The following is a 14,648-nucleotide window of genomic DNA, read 5'->3' on the forward strand; positions in this document are numbered from 1 at the left end:
CGCACCGAGCCAGTGGGACATCGACTCCGTCTCCGCTCGAGGGAGCGGACCCCTGTCACTCGCCGGCACGCGGTTTTTCAACGGAGTCGCCGTACCGCCGCCATGGCCACACGCCCGACTGGGACGATTCTGGACGAGGATCGACTGCTCGAGCTCCGGGAGGCGACGGAGACGGCGGCATCGGCGCTAGGCATCGAGGTGACGCCGGTGGCGGACTACGCGGGCGCGTCGAGCGGCGACCACATCGACTGGGACGTCGACGACTACGGGGACGAGCCGATGCTGGTGTTCGCCGGAATCGAGGAAGCGGCCGCCGGCGACGCGCCGTATCCGCGGCGACTCCGCGAGGAGGACGGCGAGATCGTCGCGCCGGTTCCGGACCCGCTGGTGCGCGCCGACCCGCCGGCGGGACTCGGCCTCGATCTCGAGGAGTACGACGCCGACGACCCGTTGCTGTTCGACGCCATCACCGCCGGCGAGACGATCGGACTCGTTCCGGTTCGATTCGACGACGGCCGCTCGTATCGCGCCGAACCGCTGCCGGGCGTCGCGGACGACAGCGATCCCGTCGCGGAGGGGATCGTCGAACACGAAGGACGGGGCGATCCGACACCGCGCCCCGAGACGACGAGCGCGCCGATCGATGCCGACGTACTCGAATCGGCCCTCGACGAGACCGAGCGCGACGTCGCCGAGACCGACGTCGTCGGACTCCTCGAGGCGATCGAGCGGCTGGATCTGGTCGGGACGGGCGATCACGTCGCCGGCGTCCCGCCGCTCTCCGCGGATCACCGGGCCGTCTGCCTGCTCGAGGCCGACGTCTGGACGGACCGGTTGGGCCCCGAACTCGAAGCGAACGACGTCGACGTCGATCCCGACGCGCTGGCCGTCGCGCGGGCGGTTCACGAGCGTCAGGCCAGCGTACTGATCGACGCGGCGGGGACGACCGAGTATCGGGGGCTCGAGGACGAGTACGCACTGATAGTGACCGACGCGAGCGACACCGCCGAGTGGGACGTTTCGGAACCGGGTACCGCCGATCGAAGCGAGACGAACTGATCCGCCCGGGGTATCGGTCGCTGCCTCTCGCGTCGTTCCGGATGACGTAGCTTTTTCTACATGTGTTACGTTATCTCTGCCCATGACCGAGCGTTCCGCAGCCGACATGTATCGAGCCAGACCCGACGCGCTGACGACCGACGTCGGGGAGGGGCAGCCGGTGGTCTTCGCACACGGGACGCTGATGGACCGGACGATGTTCGCACCGCAACTCAGGGCCCTGAAGGACGAATACCGCGCCGTTGCGTATGATCTACGCGCGCGAACGGACCGATACGCGCCGGGCTACGATCTGCGGGATCTGGCCGACGATTGCGATGCGCTACTGGACGGGATCGGCGAGGACAGCGCCGTCATCGCCGGCATGTCGATGGGCGGCTTCATGGGCCTTCGGTTCGCGCTCGAGTACCCCGAGCGCGTCGACGGCCTCGTCTTGATCGACTCGATGGCGGCGCCGCACACCGCCGAAGAACGGGAGGTCTACGGCGAGCTGGTCGAACCGCTCGAGGGATCGACCGATGCGAACCCGCGGGATCTGGCGGAAGGCGTGACGGGGTACCTCTTCGGCGAGACGACCCGCGAGGAGAACCCCGAACTGGTCGAGGCGTGGGTCGACCGCTGGGCGACCTATCCCGGCGCGGCGGTCTACAACGAGTTACACTCCTGGCTCGACCGGCCGGACGTGACGGACCGACTCTCGGAGATCGACGTTCCGGTCCTGATCGTCCACGGCGAGGAGGACCCCTCGATCGATCCCTCGAGAGCCGAGCCGATGCTCGATGAACTCCCCGACGCCGAGATGGAACTGATTCCCGAGGCCGGCCACACGTCGAACCTCGAAAATCCGGGCCCCGCCACCGACGCGATCAGATCGTTCCTCGACGAGCGATTCTGAGACGATATATACACGAGCGTGTATATTCTTGCCAGATATAGAGCTGTTCTGAGCACGAATCCGGGGATTAATGAGCCTCGCGGCCGCCCACTCGAGTAATGACAGAGATCATCGACGGCAACGCCGTCGCGAGCGAGATCCGAGACGATCTGACGGCTGCGATCGAGACGCTGGCCGACGCGGGTTCGCGACCGGGACTGGCGACCGTGCTCATGGGCGACGACCCCGCGAGCCAGACCTACGTGAACATGAAACAGCGCGACTGCGAGGAGGTCGGCATCGAGAGCCATCACGTCGACGTCGACGGCGATGCTCCGCCCGAGGAGCTGTACGACGCAATCGCGGACCTCAACGAGGACTCCGAGGTTCACGGATACATCGTCCAGGCCCCGGTGCCGGACCACGTCGACTACCGCGACGTGATCCGCCGGGTCGACCCGATCAAAGACGTCGACGGGTTCCACCCCGAGAACGTCGGCCGGCTCGTCGCCGGCGACGCCCGCTTCCGTCCCTGCACGCCACACGGCGTCCAGAAACTGCTCGAGTCGGCGGACATCGACACCGAAGGCAAGGACGTGACCATCGTCGGCCGCTCGGATATCGTCGGCAAGCCGCTCGCCAATCTGCTGATCCAGAAGGCCGACGACGGCAACGCGACGGTGACCGTCTGTCACTCGCGAACCGACGATCTCGCCGCGAAGACCCGGAGCGCGGACATCGTCGTCGCCGCCGCTGGCGTCCCGGAACTCGTCGACGGCTCGATGCTCGAGGACGGTACGGTCGTCATCGACGTGGGCGTCAACCGCGTCGACGCGGACACCGACAAGGGCTACGAACTCGTCGGCGACGTCGAGTTCGAGAGCGCGAAAGAGAAGGCCAGCGCGATCACGCCCGTCCCCGGCGGCGTGGGCCCGATGACGCGCGCGATGTTGCTCTACAACACGGTCAAGGCCGCGAGCCTGCAGCGAGACGTCGACGTCGAGCTTCCCTGAACTCCGACCCGGTACCGCGTTTGCAAGTCGTCTCTGCGGATCGTTTTGCAGTCGGTCGTCCGAATCGCTCGTTCGGTTCCGTCAGTCGATCGACCCGAACTCGAGCGCGTCAAGCCGTTCCTCGGCCTGTGAGAGTGCGACCTCGTCGCCGCGCAATCCGTTCGCCAGGTCGCGGGTCGCGCCGATCAGTCGCTCCGCGATCCGCGGATCGACGTCCCCGTCGAGCATCCGAATCCGCTTGACGTGCTCGCCGAGTGTCTCGAGGGCGGTCCGTTCGCTCGCCGTCAGTTCCCGATCTTCCGTCCAGGTCCGGACGTCGCGGCGGTACTCGCGAACCGCGTTCGCGTACGCGAGTCCGCGAGCGGCCTGGAGCGATTCCGGGACCTCCTCCACGGAGGGGCGCTCACCTCGATCGGCATCCCGGAGCAGGGAGAGGAAGTAGAGCTCCTCGCGCTCCTCGAGCGTGATTTCGCGGGCGACGATGTCCGCGACGTGGAGGAGTTCGATCGCGGCGAGGTAGTCGTCGTCGAGTTCGCGAAGGGTGCCGGCGTTGACGAACCCCCGGCGGCGAACGTACTCGCGACATCGGTCCCGTGCCCGGTCGGCGAGCTCGTCGGTCGAGGTCTCGTCGATCGCGTTCCGAACGGGGGTGAGGTCGAACGCGACCTCGAGATCGGTGTGTTCGGTGCGTTCGTCGACGCCGACGCTTCGCAGACTCCCACAGGCCGGACACCCGACGCTCCCGGTCTCGTAATACGACCAGCGCGTCCCACACTCCGTGCACTCGCGCTCACCCCGGATCTTCATGGATGTCGCTACGGTCGGGACAGCAAAAGTCCCACCGGACCCGTCACGCGGGAGTGACGATCCCGGTCGACCCACGGAGTGATTCTCACGAGGCTTCGAGTTAGCCTTGCGATCTGAGAGGTGCTGTCCCCTTTCTCGTGACACGGCGCGCCCGTGAAGATGCGAGCACGGTGACAATCATCGATCGTTCGGCGTCGTTCAATACAGTATTATCGGGTAGCTAGCGAAGGCCACGACGGAAAACGAGAGCGACTGATAACTCACGATCGGTTCCTGCAGGCCGAGTTCCGTCTTACATCGCTCTTCCCGGACGACCATTGAGAATCGTTTCAGCACCGAAACTCCGTCCTTCCCGACGGAAACGGAGCGCGAGGTCCCCCACTCCCGGCCACCACCGACCGTCAGCGTGACGGCTTTTTTGCCTCCCCGGCCGAAAGTCACCGGTATGCGCGACGAAGAAGAAATCCGAGAGCAGTACGAATTCCTCAAAGAGCACCTCGAGAGCGACGAGATGCGACACGACGGCGTCGAGGAGATGTTCACGTACTACAAGCGCGCGATCGGGTGGGTACTCGAGGAAGAGCACATCTAATCGCGCCCGAGCGTGGCGGGGTCGTTTCTCGTCGGCCACTACTCCGCACCGTGTCGTTACATTTAAGTAGTCTCCACAGCATCGTCCACGTGACGCTTCGCTTGGAGGGCCGAAGCGTCAGCGGGGACCAATTCAGGGCGGCAAGCGATCGCGTGACACTTTTCCGTCACGCGATCTGCTTTCCTGTTTCGAAATCGCTACTCTCGTAGTGTCGACACCGCCGAACCATTATTCATATAATAAATCCCGTTAATACATCCCCCAAACATATAATAGTACCGTAATACAATTCCTGAACAGTAAACATGAACTGCTCATTATGTGTGGTTTAGCGGTCGATTCGTCACGGGGGTTATGAGTCTACCGGGCTGAAAACGAGACTGCTCACTGGTAATAGCCCCCTTTCGGTCGAAACAACCCGATAGCCTTATTAAAATTCGACAGTAAGTAAGATTGGTACTTTCCCAATGTACGACCTGACAGGATTTCAGCGTGACTTGCTCTACGTCATCGCTGGCGAGGACGAGCCCCACGGACTGGCGATCAAAGAGGAACTCGAGCAGTATTACGAGAAGGAGATCCACCACGGGCGACTCTATCCCAACCTCGACACCCTCGTCGACAAGGGCCTCGTCGAAAAGGGCCGGCGCGATCGTCGAACGAACTTCTACACGCTCACCCGCCGCGGCCGCCGCGAACTCGAGGCGCGCCGCGATTGGGAGGCTCAGTACGTCGATCTGTAGCTTTCGGACGTCGTTCGATTCCGTCAGGGCTCGTTCCGTTCCACCGAGTGGCTACGTTACCGGCCCCTTCATGGCTCGGCTCCGGCGCGTCGCTTATGTACGGTCGTGGCAAACGATCAGCAGTGAGTGAGGTCGTGCTGCAGATCGCCGACGCGCCCCTCGAGGAGACGGTCGTCAGACTCGCACTGGCCAGTGCGCTGGGGATGTTCCTCGGACTCGAGCGCGAGTGGTCCCAGAAGTCCGCGGGGATCCGGACGTTTTCGCTGATCAGCCTGCTCGGCGCTGTCTTTACCGTCCTCGTTCTCGAGAGCGATATCGGCGAAGGGCTCCTCGTTCTGGGCGGGGTGCTCGTCGTCGTCCAGGGTATCTTGCTCGCCGTGCAAGGGCTCACCGAGGAGGATCCGGCCGATACCGGTCTCTCGCTGACGACGTCGGTGTCGATGCTCGTCGCCTACGGTATCGGCGTGCTCGTCGCCGTCGGGTTCATCCTCGAGGGCGTCACCGTCGCCGTTCTCTCGTCGCTGCTGTTGGTACTCAAACGGGAGCTCCACGAGTTCGCCTGGGGACTCTCTCGGCAGGAGATGCGCTCGACCACGGAGTTCGCCATTCTCGCCTTCGTCATCTACCCGATCCTCCCGGCCAGATACGAGTTCGACATCGCCGGCATCACCATCCCGCTCGAGCCCCAGGTCATCTGGCTGATGGTCGTCGCCGTGGCGGGAATCGGGATCGTCAACTACGCGATCGTCTCGACCTACGGCGGCCGCGGCATCGCGATCACCGGCTTTTTCGGCGGCCTGGCCTCCTCGACGGCCGTCGTCGGGACGATGCTCGACCACGTCAACCAGCGGCCCGAAGCGGCCTCCTACGCCGTCGCCGCGATCCTGCTCGCGAACGCCGCCATGGCGACCCGAAACCTCGCGATCGCGGTCGGATTCACGGCGGGCGGTGGCACCGACATCCTCATCGAAGCGATCGTCCCGCTGGGAACCGTCATCCTGCTGGCCTTCGCGGTCGCGGCCCTCACCGCAGACTGGAGCGAATCCGGTCCGATGGAACTCGAGAGTCCGTTCTCGCTCAAGAACGCGCTCGGGTTCGGCGCCGTCTTCCTCGTCGTTCTCGTCTTCGGGTCGCTGGCCGAGACGTGGTTCGGGACGCTCGGCTTCTACGCGACCGCCGTGGCCAGCGGGTTCGTCTCGAGCGCCGGTGCGACCACGTCCGCGGTCGTCCTCTATCGCGGCGGCCAACTGGGGGCACCGGAGGCGACGATCGCGATCTTGCTCGCGACGGTCTCGAGCATCGTCGTCAAGGCGCTGCTGGCAGCGACGTCGACGAACGACGGGTTTCGGAACCGGATCGCTGCCTACAGCACGGTTCTGCTGGTCGGCGGCGGATTGGCCGCGGTAGTCCTCGTCGTCGTGTAACGCCGGTTCGACGGCTCGAACACATTACTTTTATTTAACGGTTGGCGTAGATATTGTATGGACCGAGCAACGGTCGAACCACAGGTCGACTCGATCCCCGGCGAACGAGCCAGCGAGTGGGTCGAGTACCACCATCAGTTCGCCGCGCCGAGCACGTACGTCTACGAGTTCGTCTGGGACGCGAGCGGCGAGGCGGTCGGCCCGTTCTGCACCGACGTCGACGGCAACGTCCTGCTGGACTTCACGAGCCACGTCGCGGCCGCGCCGCTCGGCTACAACAACCCGACGATACGGGAGAAGCTCCGCGAGTTCGGCGTCGTCGACCCGCTCAAGATCGCGGGACAGGACTTCTACGTCAGCGGGGGCGGCTCGCCCGAGGACCCCGAGTTCCCCGGCCCGACGCAGCTGATGGATCGATTGATCGCGATGACCGACCACTACGACATGGACCGGGTCTTCCTCTCGAACTCCGGTGCGGAAGCGGTCGAGAACGCGATCAAGATCTGCTACGCCGCCGGCGGGCACCGCGCGTTCACCTTCGATGGCGCCTTCCACGGCCGGACGCTGGGTGCGCTCTCGCTCAACCGTTCGAAAGCCGTCCACCGAAGCGGTTTTCCGGAAATCCCGGGCGTCGTCAGCGTTCCGTACCCTGCGACCGACGACGACTACGAGACCCGATGGCGAACGGACGGCCCCGGTGGCAACGTCGTCGCGGACGCGCTCCACCCCGAACGCGGCGTCGTCGACCCCGACGAAGTCGCCTACCTCATCCTCGAGCCGATCCAGGGCGAGGGCGGCTACCGGGTCGCCCACCCCGAGTTCGCCCGCGACCTCGAGGCGCTCCGCGACCGGTACGGGCTCCGGATCGTCGCCGACGAGATCCAGTCCGGACTGGGGCGCACGGGCGAGCTGTGGGCCGTCGATCACCTCGATCTCACGCCGGACGTCATCACCAGCGCGAAAGGACTGCGCGTGGGCGCGACGATTTCGCGGTCCGACGTGTTCCCCGAGCAAACGGGTCGGCTCTCCTCGACGTGGGGCGCGGGCGACCTCATCGCCGCCATGCAGGGCGTGCTCACGATCGATACGATCCACGAGGAGAACCTGCTCGCGAACGTCCGCGAGCGAGGCGACCAGCTGCGGATGCGACTCGAGGACGCCGTCGAAGACGGTGACGCGCCCGGCACGATCGACGTCCGCGGCCGCGGACTGATGCTCGCCGTCGAGTTCGATACGAAAGCGCGCCGCGACGCGGTCCTCGAGAGCGCGTTCCGCCGCGGCCTGTTGACGCTGGGCTGTGGCTACAAAACGCTTCGATTGCTGCCGCCGCTGGACGTCACCGAACGGGAGATCGAGCTGGGGACGAGATTGTTGCTCGAGTCGATCGCGGACGTTTCGGACGAAATTGCAGCGTAGGTGGGTGTGGAGACGGTATCGTCGCCTATCGGCGTCGACTCGTTATTCCCCGCGAAGCTCGTTCATGTGATCGATTCGACGCTGGATGAGATCCGCCTTGCCGATGTCGTGGCGCACGCGCAGCCCCTCCTCGCCGGCGACTGCGAGCGCGTCTTCTGCGATCTCCTCGGCCGCGGGGATCGAGTCGGCGACGCCGACCAGCGCGAACGATCGGGAGGTGGTCGTGTAGATGCCGTCGTCGCGTTCGTCGACGCTGGCGTAGTACAGCAGCGCGTCGCCGGCGCTTTCCTCGTCGACCTGGACCTTCGCCCCGGCTTCGGGATCGGTCGGGTACCCCTCCGGCACGGCGTACTTGCAGACCGTCGCCCGGGAGGCGAACTCGAGGTCCGGCAGCGACTCGCCGTCGCGAGCGGCGGTGAGGACATCGAGGAAGTCGGTCTCGAGCACGGGAAGCGTGTTCATCGCCTCGGGGTCACCGAAGCGGGCGTTGAACTCGACGACGCGCGGGCCGGTGGTGGTCAGCATGAACTGGCCGTAGAGGATGCCCCGGTAATCCTCGAGGGCGTCGACGGTGGCCTCGATGATCGAGACGGCCTCGTCGTAGTCGTCCTCGGTCATGAACGGCAGTTCGTCGCTCGCATCGGAGTAGCTGCCCATGCCGCCGGTGTTGGGGCCCTCGTCGCCCTCGTAGGCGCGCTTGTGGTCCTGCACCGCCGGCGCGGTCCGGAACTCGCCGTTGGCGACGAACGCCTGGACCGTGAACTCCTCGCCGATCAGCCGCTCCTCGAGGACGATCCGGTCGTAGTCGGACTCGCGGATGTACGCCTTGCCCTCCTCGGCGGTGACCTGATCGCCGATGACTTTGACGCCCTTGCCGCCGGTGAGACCGACGGGCTTGATCGCGAGGTCGCCGTCGTACTCGTCGATGAAGTCGCACGCGGCCTCCATGTCGTCGAACGTCTCGAAGTCCGGACAGCCCGGAACGTCGTTCTCCTGCATGAACTCCCGCTGGAACGCCTTGTCCGTCTCGATGCGGGCCTCCGCTTCTTTCGGGCCGAACGGGTACACTCCCGCGGCCTCGAGCGCGTCCGCGACGCCGGCCTCGAGATACGCTTCGGGGCCGATGACGGCGATGGTCGCGCCGACGTCCTCGGCGTAGTCGACGACGGCCGCCGGATCGGTCGTCTCGAGCGTCTCGAACCCGGACGCGATGCGGGCGATACCGGGGTTCCGGTTGCCGGCACAGGCGTACAGGTCGGCCTCGCTGTCCTCGAGCGCGCGGGCGATGGCGTGCTCGCGGCCGCCACCCCCGATCAACAGAACGTTCTCTCGCATGGTCGAAAACGAAACGCACGAACCTGTAAGCGTTGCTCTTTTGTCGGCTGGAAGTATCCACAACCGTGGATATATTTTCCGGCGGCGGCCAGTGACGCCGACCGAGCCGGCGGCCGGAACGAGCTCGGATCGACGACGATCGGCTGCTATCGGAGGAATTCGTCGTCGAAGGTGAGGCTCCCCTCGTCGACTGGCGTGAACTCGGCGGCGACCAGATTGCCCGCCGGGTCGAAGATTTCGGCGTCGTCTCGCATCACGTACAGCCGGTCGGTTTCAGTTTGCGCGCCCTCCTGCGGGAAGAAGAGGAACCGCTCGTTCGTGCCCAGGTACTGTGCGTGGACGGTGTTGTAGTCGGTGAACAGGCCGCTCTGCTCGATATCCTGCGGGATCCAGCCCTGTGGTCCCGAGGTGATTTCGAACAGGGCCTTCGAGTAGAAGTCGTCGGGACGGACGGCCGCTTCACCGCCGGCCCCTTCCAGGATCTCGAAGTCCTCGCCCTCCTCGATCTCGAACGGGAGATCCGCGCCGGTGAGCGGCCGATACTGGACGCGGAGGAGGTTCTCGACCGCCAACGCGTCGGCGGCCCGGTCCCGCAGTCGGTCGTCGAACACGTACACCTCGCCTTCCGTGACGGCGGCGTCCGCCGGAACGAAGAGATACCCCTGATCGTTGGTATTGAAATGCTCGATGACGCGCGCGTCGTAGCTCTCCAACACGTCTACGTCGCCGACGGCGGGCGAGTCGTTCAGCGGCGGTGAGACGACCCGAAAGACGGCACCCGAGAAGTACGCCGCTCGAGTCGCGATCCCCTCCCGGAACTGGCCGTCCGTGCCCCCGTCTTCGTTCTGTGCGGTCGCTTCTCCCGTCGCTGCGCTCCCGGTCGCTCCGAGCCCCAGCGCGGCAGAGGCGGCTGCGCTCCGCGTTACGAACCGTCGCCGTGACTGCTGAATCGGCTGGTCGGTCATGGTGAATCGAGTGTCCCTCTCGGGCACGCGGCCGTTCGCCCCATCACAGGATAGTACTCGTGCTGGCTCTTGCAGCCGTCGACAGTGGTCGCGCGCGACCGAGGATCCGAAGACTGCCGACGACCTACCCGTTCGAATCGGAGCGCAGTCGCCCCCTGAAGAATCCCACGAGCTCGCCGACGGATCCCGTCCCCCAGACCGCCACGATCACCGCGCCGACGGCGTTGAACACGAAATCGGTGACGATGTCGTCGATCCCGTAGACGGTAACGAGTCCGCCGAAGGCGAACTCCAGTACCTCCCAGAAGACCCCCACCGCCAGGACGAACACGACGATGAACACCGATCGAAATTTCGGCGGTACGTCGATCTCGTCGGTGTGGAGTTCGACCGCTCGGAACGAGGCGTAACCCAGTCCCGCGATCACGCTCGCCGAAACCGTGTGCGTGATCTCGTCGTACCACTGATACCACTCGTAGAGACCGAGCGCCCCGACGGTGTGGAGGACGACCGCCCCCGTGATCCAGAGGGTGAGCCCGGCGTCCATCGAGTACCCGTACTCCCGGCGCAACGCCGCCGGCAACAGCGTGATCGCGAGCGCGAGACCGGCCGTCACGGCGATGCTGTACCGGCCCGTCGCCGCTCCGTATCCGACGAGCGCGAGCAAGACGAGTTGCAGCGCGCGCACGATACGTCGCTCCTGAGAGTCCGACAGCCCGAGCGTCTCGCCGAGTCTCATGCTGACCTCGAGTCGTTCGTCGGTCGGCCGACGGCACCGACGGGTTCGAATCGCGCGACGTACCACTGAAAGAACCCGCCCAGAACGAGCCCGACTGCGGTGACGATGACGAAGTCCCACTGGAGTTCGGTCTGTGAACGCAGGAATTCGGTCCCGAGCCACTGGTCCGAGTAGAACTGGGCGACCGTCCAGAGCGCCTGCAGCGCGACCGCCGTCAGGACCGCGAAGACGACCGCGAACCGTCGAGTCAGTTCGACCGACGTGAACGCGTCGAGTTCGACGACGACGACGAGTGCGAGCGTCGCGATGACGAGATACGCCGCCGCTTCGAGCGGAAAGCCGGCCGCTCTGGCGACGACTGCGATCGCGGCGACCGACAGGAGCGGCCAGGAAACCATCGCCGTCCAGTCGCGGGTCACGAGCGCCGGTATCGACGCGACGACCACGACGATCAGTTCGAAGCCGCCCCAGAGGGGGACGTCCCGCAGCACCCCTTCGATCCCGTCGAGCGCCACGATTCCGAGCAGTACCCATCCGATGACGGCGTTCGTCCGCTCGTCGTGGACGAGACCCTCGAGCGTCACTACCTGCTAGGACGGTGCGGTGACACTAAAATCCGAACCACGCATCCGGCAGAGACGAGCCGGCGACGTCCCCCGCTGGATCGCGGCGATCGACCGCCTCGAGAGCACGGTCCGCTCGACCGATTCGGTCCCCGGATCGATACCGATAAATTCGCACGGTTTGAACGTCACGCTCAATGCGACAGTACCTCGAGCTCGTCGACGCGGTCCTCACGACGGGGACGCACAAGCCCAACCGGACCGGCGTCGACACCATTTCGTCGTTCAGCGAGCACTACGAGGTCGATCTGCAGGAGGGGTATCCGCTGCTCACGACCAAGGAGATGGACGGCTACCGCTGGAACTCGATGCTCCACGAGGTCTGCTGGTATCTCTCCGGCGCGGAACACATCCGCGACCTCCGCGAGGAGACCAAGATCTGGGACGCCTGGGCCGACGACGAGGGGCGGCTGGATACCGCGTACGGCCGCTTTTGGCGGCGGTTCCCGGTTCCCGAGGACGAGGCGCGACTCGAGGGCGAATCCTGGCCCGACGAAAGCCAGCAGTGGGTGACCGAGGAAGCGGACGGCCGGCGGACTTTCGATCAGCTGCAGTACGTGATCGACACGCTCTCCGATTCGCCCAACTCCCGGCGGCTCGTGGTCAACGCGTGGCACCCCGCCAACGCGGCCGTCTCGACGCTGCCGCCCTGTCACTACTCGTTCGTCTTCAACGTGCAGGGCGACCGGCTGAACTGCCATCTCACGCAGCGGTCGGGCGACACCGCGCTCGGCATCCCGTTCAACATCGCGGCCTACGCCCTTCTGACGAAAGTGATCGCCCAGCAGACCGGCTTCGAGCCCGGGACCTTCGCTCACACCGTCGTCGACACGCACGTCTACTGCGGCCGCGGCGCGCGCGGCGACTGGTACGCGGAGAACCTCGAGGCCCTCCAGTCGAAGCTGGCCGACGCCGACGAGAAGGAGGACTATCTGGACATCAAGGCGTGGCTCGAGTCCGAAACGCCGCCCGAGGCCGACGGCGACGAACGACTCGATCACGTCCCCGGCCTGCTCGAGCAGCTCTCGCGGGAGCCACTGGAGCGCCCCACGCTCGAGGTGGCGGACGTCTCGATCGACGAACTGGAATACGAGGACGTCGAGCTTCGAGGCTACGAGTCCCACGACGGGATCGAGTTCTCGGTGGCCGAATGAGCGGGGATCGGGAGGAGGTGCCGTCCGTCGAGACGGACCGCGAGCTCGTCGCGATCGTCGCCGTCGCGGACAACGGCGTTATCGGGCGGGACGGCGACATGCCCTGGCACATTCCGGCCGACCTCACGCATTTCAAAGAGACGACGATGGACTGTCCCGTGATCATGGGCCGGGTGACCTACGAGGGGATCCTCGAGACGCTGGGCGAACCACTACCCGGCCGGACGACCGTCGTCCTGACGAGTCGTGACCTCGAGACGCCGGAGAATGCGATGGTAGCGCACGGACTCGAGGCGGCCGTGGAGACGGCGGAGACGGCAGCGCGGGAGCGCCACGGCGACGCCGACCGGATCTTCGTCGCCGGCGGGGCGACGGTCTACGAGCAGTTCCTGCCCGCAGTCGATCGGCTCGTCGTGACCGAGGTCCACGACGATCCGGACGGAGACACGTATTTCCCCGAGTGGGATCGCGAGGAGTGGCGTGAACTCGAGCGGGACGACCGCGGCGGGTTCGCGTTTGTGGAGTACATCCGCGGGGAGTGAGTGCTGAGGGAGAGACGTCCGCCGATCGCCTCGAGCCCGATATATACCCTCTTTCCGACGACGCAATTCGGCGTTTGCGGCTCGTTTCGGGCCCACCGGTCGACGAAGCCGGACGATGCGGAGGTGATTCGGCCCCGTTTCGTGAAATCGATGCCGTCAGCGGCCTCCGCTCGTTCTCGAGAGTGGAGCGCGAAGTCGGCCGGCGTTCTCTCGCACTGTCCGCGGATCGAAACGGGCGTTCGGCGGTTCCGTGGGCGCGGGGGAGTCACGGACTCGTGGCGTGGTCGGTGACGGCCGTGAAATGAAACGGGTTTCGCGCGGTGACGTTCCGGTGATCACTCCGAGGAAACCATCTGTTTCGGGTTCGGGAGTGACGCGAACCGAACCCGACTGCAGACCGGCTATCGAAGGCGAATCACAGCACCTCGACCGACGTCCACTGGAGCGAGACCGGCCGATCACGGCCGCCGTCCGAGACGGTTTGTAACAGTTAAGAGATTCAACTACTCGAGTCCGTTCCGACGGATAACAAATCGTTTCTGACACGAATCGCATTCTCGGCGGGAACCGGGAAAAGGGGATCGAGAGAGGGGGGCAAAGAGCTATTTGTGATCACAAGGCTCCATGGACGGTGAAACGATGGTCCTCACTTATGCGAAAATTGGGGGAAGAAGCATCTACCCCCAACAGGGGACTCAGAGTGAGAGACATGACAGAAGAGACTGACAGCGGATTATTCGACGACACGCGGCGATCGTTTATGAAAAAAGGTGCCCTCACTGCGGGCGCAGTAGCGCTCGGAACTGCAGGTGCAGGAACTGCAGCCGCCCAGGACGGCGGTAGCGTGGTCGTGTTCGCAGACGACTACGAACCCGGCGTCGAGTTCACCGTCGCTTCCGCGCTGAACGACGGAACGAAGGACGAACTGTTCAGCGAAGCCGGACTGGAAGACGAGTTCGACACGCCGGACGACTGGGACATCTACATCATCAGCTACGACCTGGGCGGGTCAGCCCCGCAACTGGGGTTCCTGATGTCCGAAGATGTCGACCTCAGTGCCGGCGACAGCGAGACGATGGGCGCGGACGGCCAGTTCCGTAACGCCGAACTGAGTCTGGTCGAGGCCACCCCGGGTGAAAGTGGCAATAGCAGCGCCGACGAAGAAGACGATGAAGAAGACGAGGAAGACGACGAAGAAGACGACGCTGTAGCTACGCCAAGCAACAACGAGACGGAGACCGATAATAGCAGCGTCGGAAACTAATCCGATCATTTTCCTTCATCTCGCGTTTTATCCGCGCGCCGATAGTACGGACTCAGTTCGTCGACCGTGTGGAACCACTCGCCAGACGACTGGTAAAC

General features: G+C 65.1%; 15 protein-coding genes. 10 read left to right on the top strand and 5 right to left on the bottom strand.

What is annotated here, in order from left to right:
- Positions 1 to 102: 102 nt before the first annotated feature.
- From NDI89_RS13170 to NDI89_RS13180, 3 genes are all read left to right on the top strand, one after another.
- On the top strand, positions 103 to 1,059 hold the full coding sequence (locus NDI89_RS13170; RefSeq protein WP_277522068.1) for a hypothetical protein: 957 nt from the start codon (positions 103 to 105) through the stop codon (positions 1,057 to 1,059).
- Positions 1,060 to 1,141: 82 nt separating this feature from the next.
- Entirely contained in the window at positions 1,142 to 1,954 is an 813-nt protein-coding gene (locus tag NDI89_RS13175) for an alpha/beta fold hydrolase (protein ID WP_277522069.1), read from the top strand.
- Between the two features lie 98 nt (positions 1,955 to 2,052).
- Positions 2,053 to 2,946, top strand: a complete 894-nt coding sequence (locus NDI89_RS13180; protein ID WP_277522070.1) for a bifunctional methylenetetrahydrofolate dehydrogenase/methenyltetrahydrofolate cyclohydrolase — start codon at positions 2,053 to 2,055, stop codon at positions 2,944 to 2,946.
- 81 nt (positions 2,947 to 3,027) lie between these two features.
- Here the strand turns inward: NDI89_RS13180 and NDI89_RS13185 are convergent, their stop codons facing one another.
- Complete coding sequence (locus NDI89_RS13185; RefSeq protein WP_277522071.1) at positions 3,028 to 3,753, bottom strand: DUF7117 family protein; 726 nt, start codon at positions 3,751 to 3,753, stop codon at positions 3,028 to 3,030.
- A 445-nt stretch (positions 3,754 to 4,198) separates the two neighbouring features.
- Here NDI89_RS13185 and NDI89_RS13190 point away from each other — a divergent pair, with 445 nt between their 5' ends.
- From NDI89_RS13190 to NDI89_RS13205, 4 genes are all read left to right on the top strand, one after another.
- Positions 4,199 to 4,345, top strand: a complete 147-nt coding sequence (locus tag NDI89_RS13190) for a hypothetical protein (protein WP_007142875.1) — start codon at positions 4,199 to 4,201, stop codon at positions 4,343 to 4,345.
- A gap of 467 nt (positions 4,346 to 4,812) precedes the next feature.
- The gene (locus NDI89_RS13195; RefSeq protein WP_277522072.1) at positions 4,813 to 5,088 is read left to right on the top strand and encodes a PadR family transcriptional regulator; all 276 of its coding nucleotides are present in this window, start codon (positions 4,813 to 4,815) and stop codon (positions 5,086 to 5,088) included.
- Between the two features lie 122 nt (positions 5,089 to 5,210).
- Complete coding sequence (locus tag NDI89_RS13200; RefSeq protein WP_277522073.1) at positions 5,211 to 6,512, top strand: MgtC/SapB family protein; 1,302 nt, start codon at positions 5,211 to 5,213, stop codon at positions 6,510 to 6,512.
- A gap of 57 nt (positions 6,513 to 6,569) precedes the next feature.
- Positions 6,570 to 7,928, top strand: a complete 1,359-nt coding sequence (locus NDI89_RS13205) for an aminotransferase class III-fold pyridoxal phosphate-dependent enzyme (protein WP_277522074.1) — start codon at positions 6,570 to 6,572, stop codon at positions 7,926 to 7,928.
- A gap of 42 nt (positions 7,929 to 7,970) precedes the next feature.
- Here NDI89_RS13205 and purD read toward each other — a convergent pair whose 3' ends face one another.
- The 4 genes from purD to NDI89_RS13225 form a co-directional block, all read right to left on the bottom strand.
- Positions 7,971 to 9,263: a phosphoribosylamine--glycine ligase gene (purD, locus tag NDI89_RS13210; RefSeq protein ID WP_277522075.1), complete on the bottom strand. Its 1,293-nt coding sequence runs from the start codon at positions 9,261 to 9,263 to the stop codon at positions 7,971 to 7,973.
- 146 nt (positions 9,264 to 9,409) lie between these two features.
- Positions 9,410 to 10,228 carry a hypothetical protein gene (locus tag NDI89_RS13215; protein WP_277522076.1) on the bottom strand — a complete coding sequence of 273 codons (819 nt, stop codon included), beginning with the start codon at positions 10,226 to 10,228 and terminating at the stop codon, positions 9,410 to 9,412.
- Positions 10,229 to 10,352: 124 nt separating this feature from the next.
- Positions 10,353 to 10,967 carry a DUF2238 domain-containing protein gene (locus tag NDI89_RS13220; RefSeq protein ID WP_277522077.1) on the bottom strand — a complete coding sequence of 205 codons (615 nt, stop codon included), beginning with the start codon at positions 10,965 to 10,967 and terminating at the stop codon, positions 10,353 to 10,355.
- On the bottom strand, positions 10,964 to 11,551 hold the full coding sequence (locus NDI89_RS13225; protein ID WP_277522078.1) for a hypothetical protein: 588 nt from the start codon (positions 11,549 to 11,551) through the stop codon (positions 10,964 to 10,966). Before NDI89_RS13225 ends, NDI89_RS13220 begins: the two co-directional genes overlap by 4 nt.
- A gap of 176 nt (positions 11,552 to 11,727) precedes the next feature.
- Between NDI89_RS13225 and thyA the strand changes: the two genes are divergently transcribed.
- The 3 genes from thyA (at position 11,728) to NDI89_RS13240 (ending at position 14,550) form a co-directional block, all read left to right on the top strand.
- Positions 11,728 to 12,744, top strand: a complete 1,017-nt coding sequence (gene thyA, locus NDI89_RS13230) for a thymidylate synthase (RefSeq protein WP_277522079.1) — start codon at positions 11,728 to 11,730, stop codon at positions 12,742 to 12,744.
- Positions 12,741 to 13,286, top strand: coding sequence for a dihydrofolate reductase (locus NDI89_RS13235; protein WP_277522080.1), 546 nt, complete (start codon positions 12,741 to 12,743; stop codon positions 13,284 to 13,286). Before thyA ends, NDI89_RS13235 begins: the two co-directional genes overlap by 4 nt.
- Positions 13,287 to 14,046: 760 nt before the next feature.
- The gene (locus tag NDI89_RS13240; protein WP_277522081.1) at positions 14,047 to 14,550 is read left to right on the top strand and encodes a calcium-binding protein; all 504 of its coding nucleotides are present in this window, start codon (positions 14,047 to 14,049) and stop codon (positions 14,548 to 14,550) included.
- The last annotated feature ends 98 nt before the right edge of the window (positions 14,551 to 14,648 follow it).

Source organism: Natrinema salsiterrestre, assembly GCF_029502005.1.
Taxonomy (GTDB): domain Archaea; phylum Halobacteriota; class Halobacteria; order Halobacteriales; family Natrialbaceae; genus Natrinema; species Natrinema salsiterrestre.

Excerpts from the sequence above, each read along its gene's own strand:
- NDI89_RS13170 (WP_277522068.1), top strand. The coding sequence starts at position 103 with ATGGCCACACGCCCGACTGGGACGATTCTGGACGAGGATCGACTGCTC.
- NDI89_RS13175 (WP_277522069.1), top strand. The coding sequence starts at position 1,142 with ATGACCGAGCGTTCCGCAGCCGACATGTATCGAGCCAGACCCGACGCG.
- NDI89_RS13180 (WP_277522070.1), top strand. The coding sequence starts at position 2,053 with ATGACAGAGATCATCGACGGCAACGCCGTCGCGAGCGAGATCCGAGAC.
- NDI89_RS13185 (WP_277522071.1), bottom strand. The coding sequence starts at position 3,753 with ATGAAGATCCGGGGTGAGCGCGAGTGCACGGAGTGTGGGACGCGCTGG.
- NDI89_RS13190 (WP_007142875.1), top strand. The coding sequence starts at position 4,199 with ATGCGCGACGAAGAAGAAATCCGAGAGCAGTACGAATTCCTCAAAGAG.
- NDI89_RS13195 (WP_277522072.1), top strand. The coding sequence starts at position 4,813 with ATGTACGACCTGACAGGATTTCAGCGTGACTTGCTCTACGTCATCGCT.
- NDI89_RS13205 (WP_277522074.1), top strand. The coding sequence starts at position 6,570 with ATGGACCGAGCAACGGTCGAACCACAGGTCGACTCGATCCCCGGCGAA.
- purD (WP_277522075.1), bottom strand. The coding sequence starts at position 9,263 with ATGCGAGAGAACGTTCTGTTGATCGGGGGTGGCGGCCGCGAGCACGCC.
- NDI89_RS13215 (WP_277522076.1), bottom strand. The coding sequence starts at position 10,228 with ATGACCGACCAGCCGATTCAGCAGTCACGGCGACGGTTCGTAACGCGG.
- NDI89_RS13220 (WP_277522077.1), bottom strand. The coding sequence starts at position 10,967 with ATGAGACTCGGCGAGACGCTCGGGCTGTCGGACTCTCAGGAGCGACGT.
- thyA (WP_277522079.1), top strand. The coding sequence starts at position 11,728 with ATGCGACAGTACCTCGAGCTCGTCGACGCGGTCCTCACGACGGGGACG.
- NDI89_RS13235 (WP_277522080.1), top strand. The coding sequence starts at position 12,741 with ATGAGCGGGGATCGGGAGGAGGTGCCGTCCGTCGAGACGGACCGCGAG.
- NDI89_RS13240 (WP_277522081.1), top strand. The coding sequence starts at position 14,047 with ATGAAAAAAGGTGCCCTCACTGCGGGCGCAGTAGCGCTCGGAACTGCA.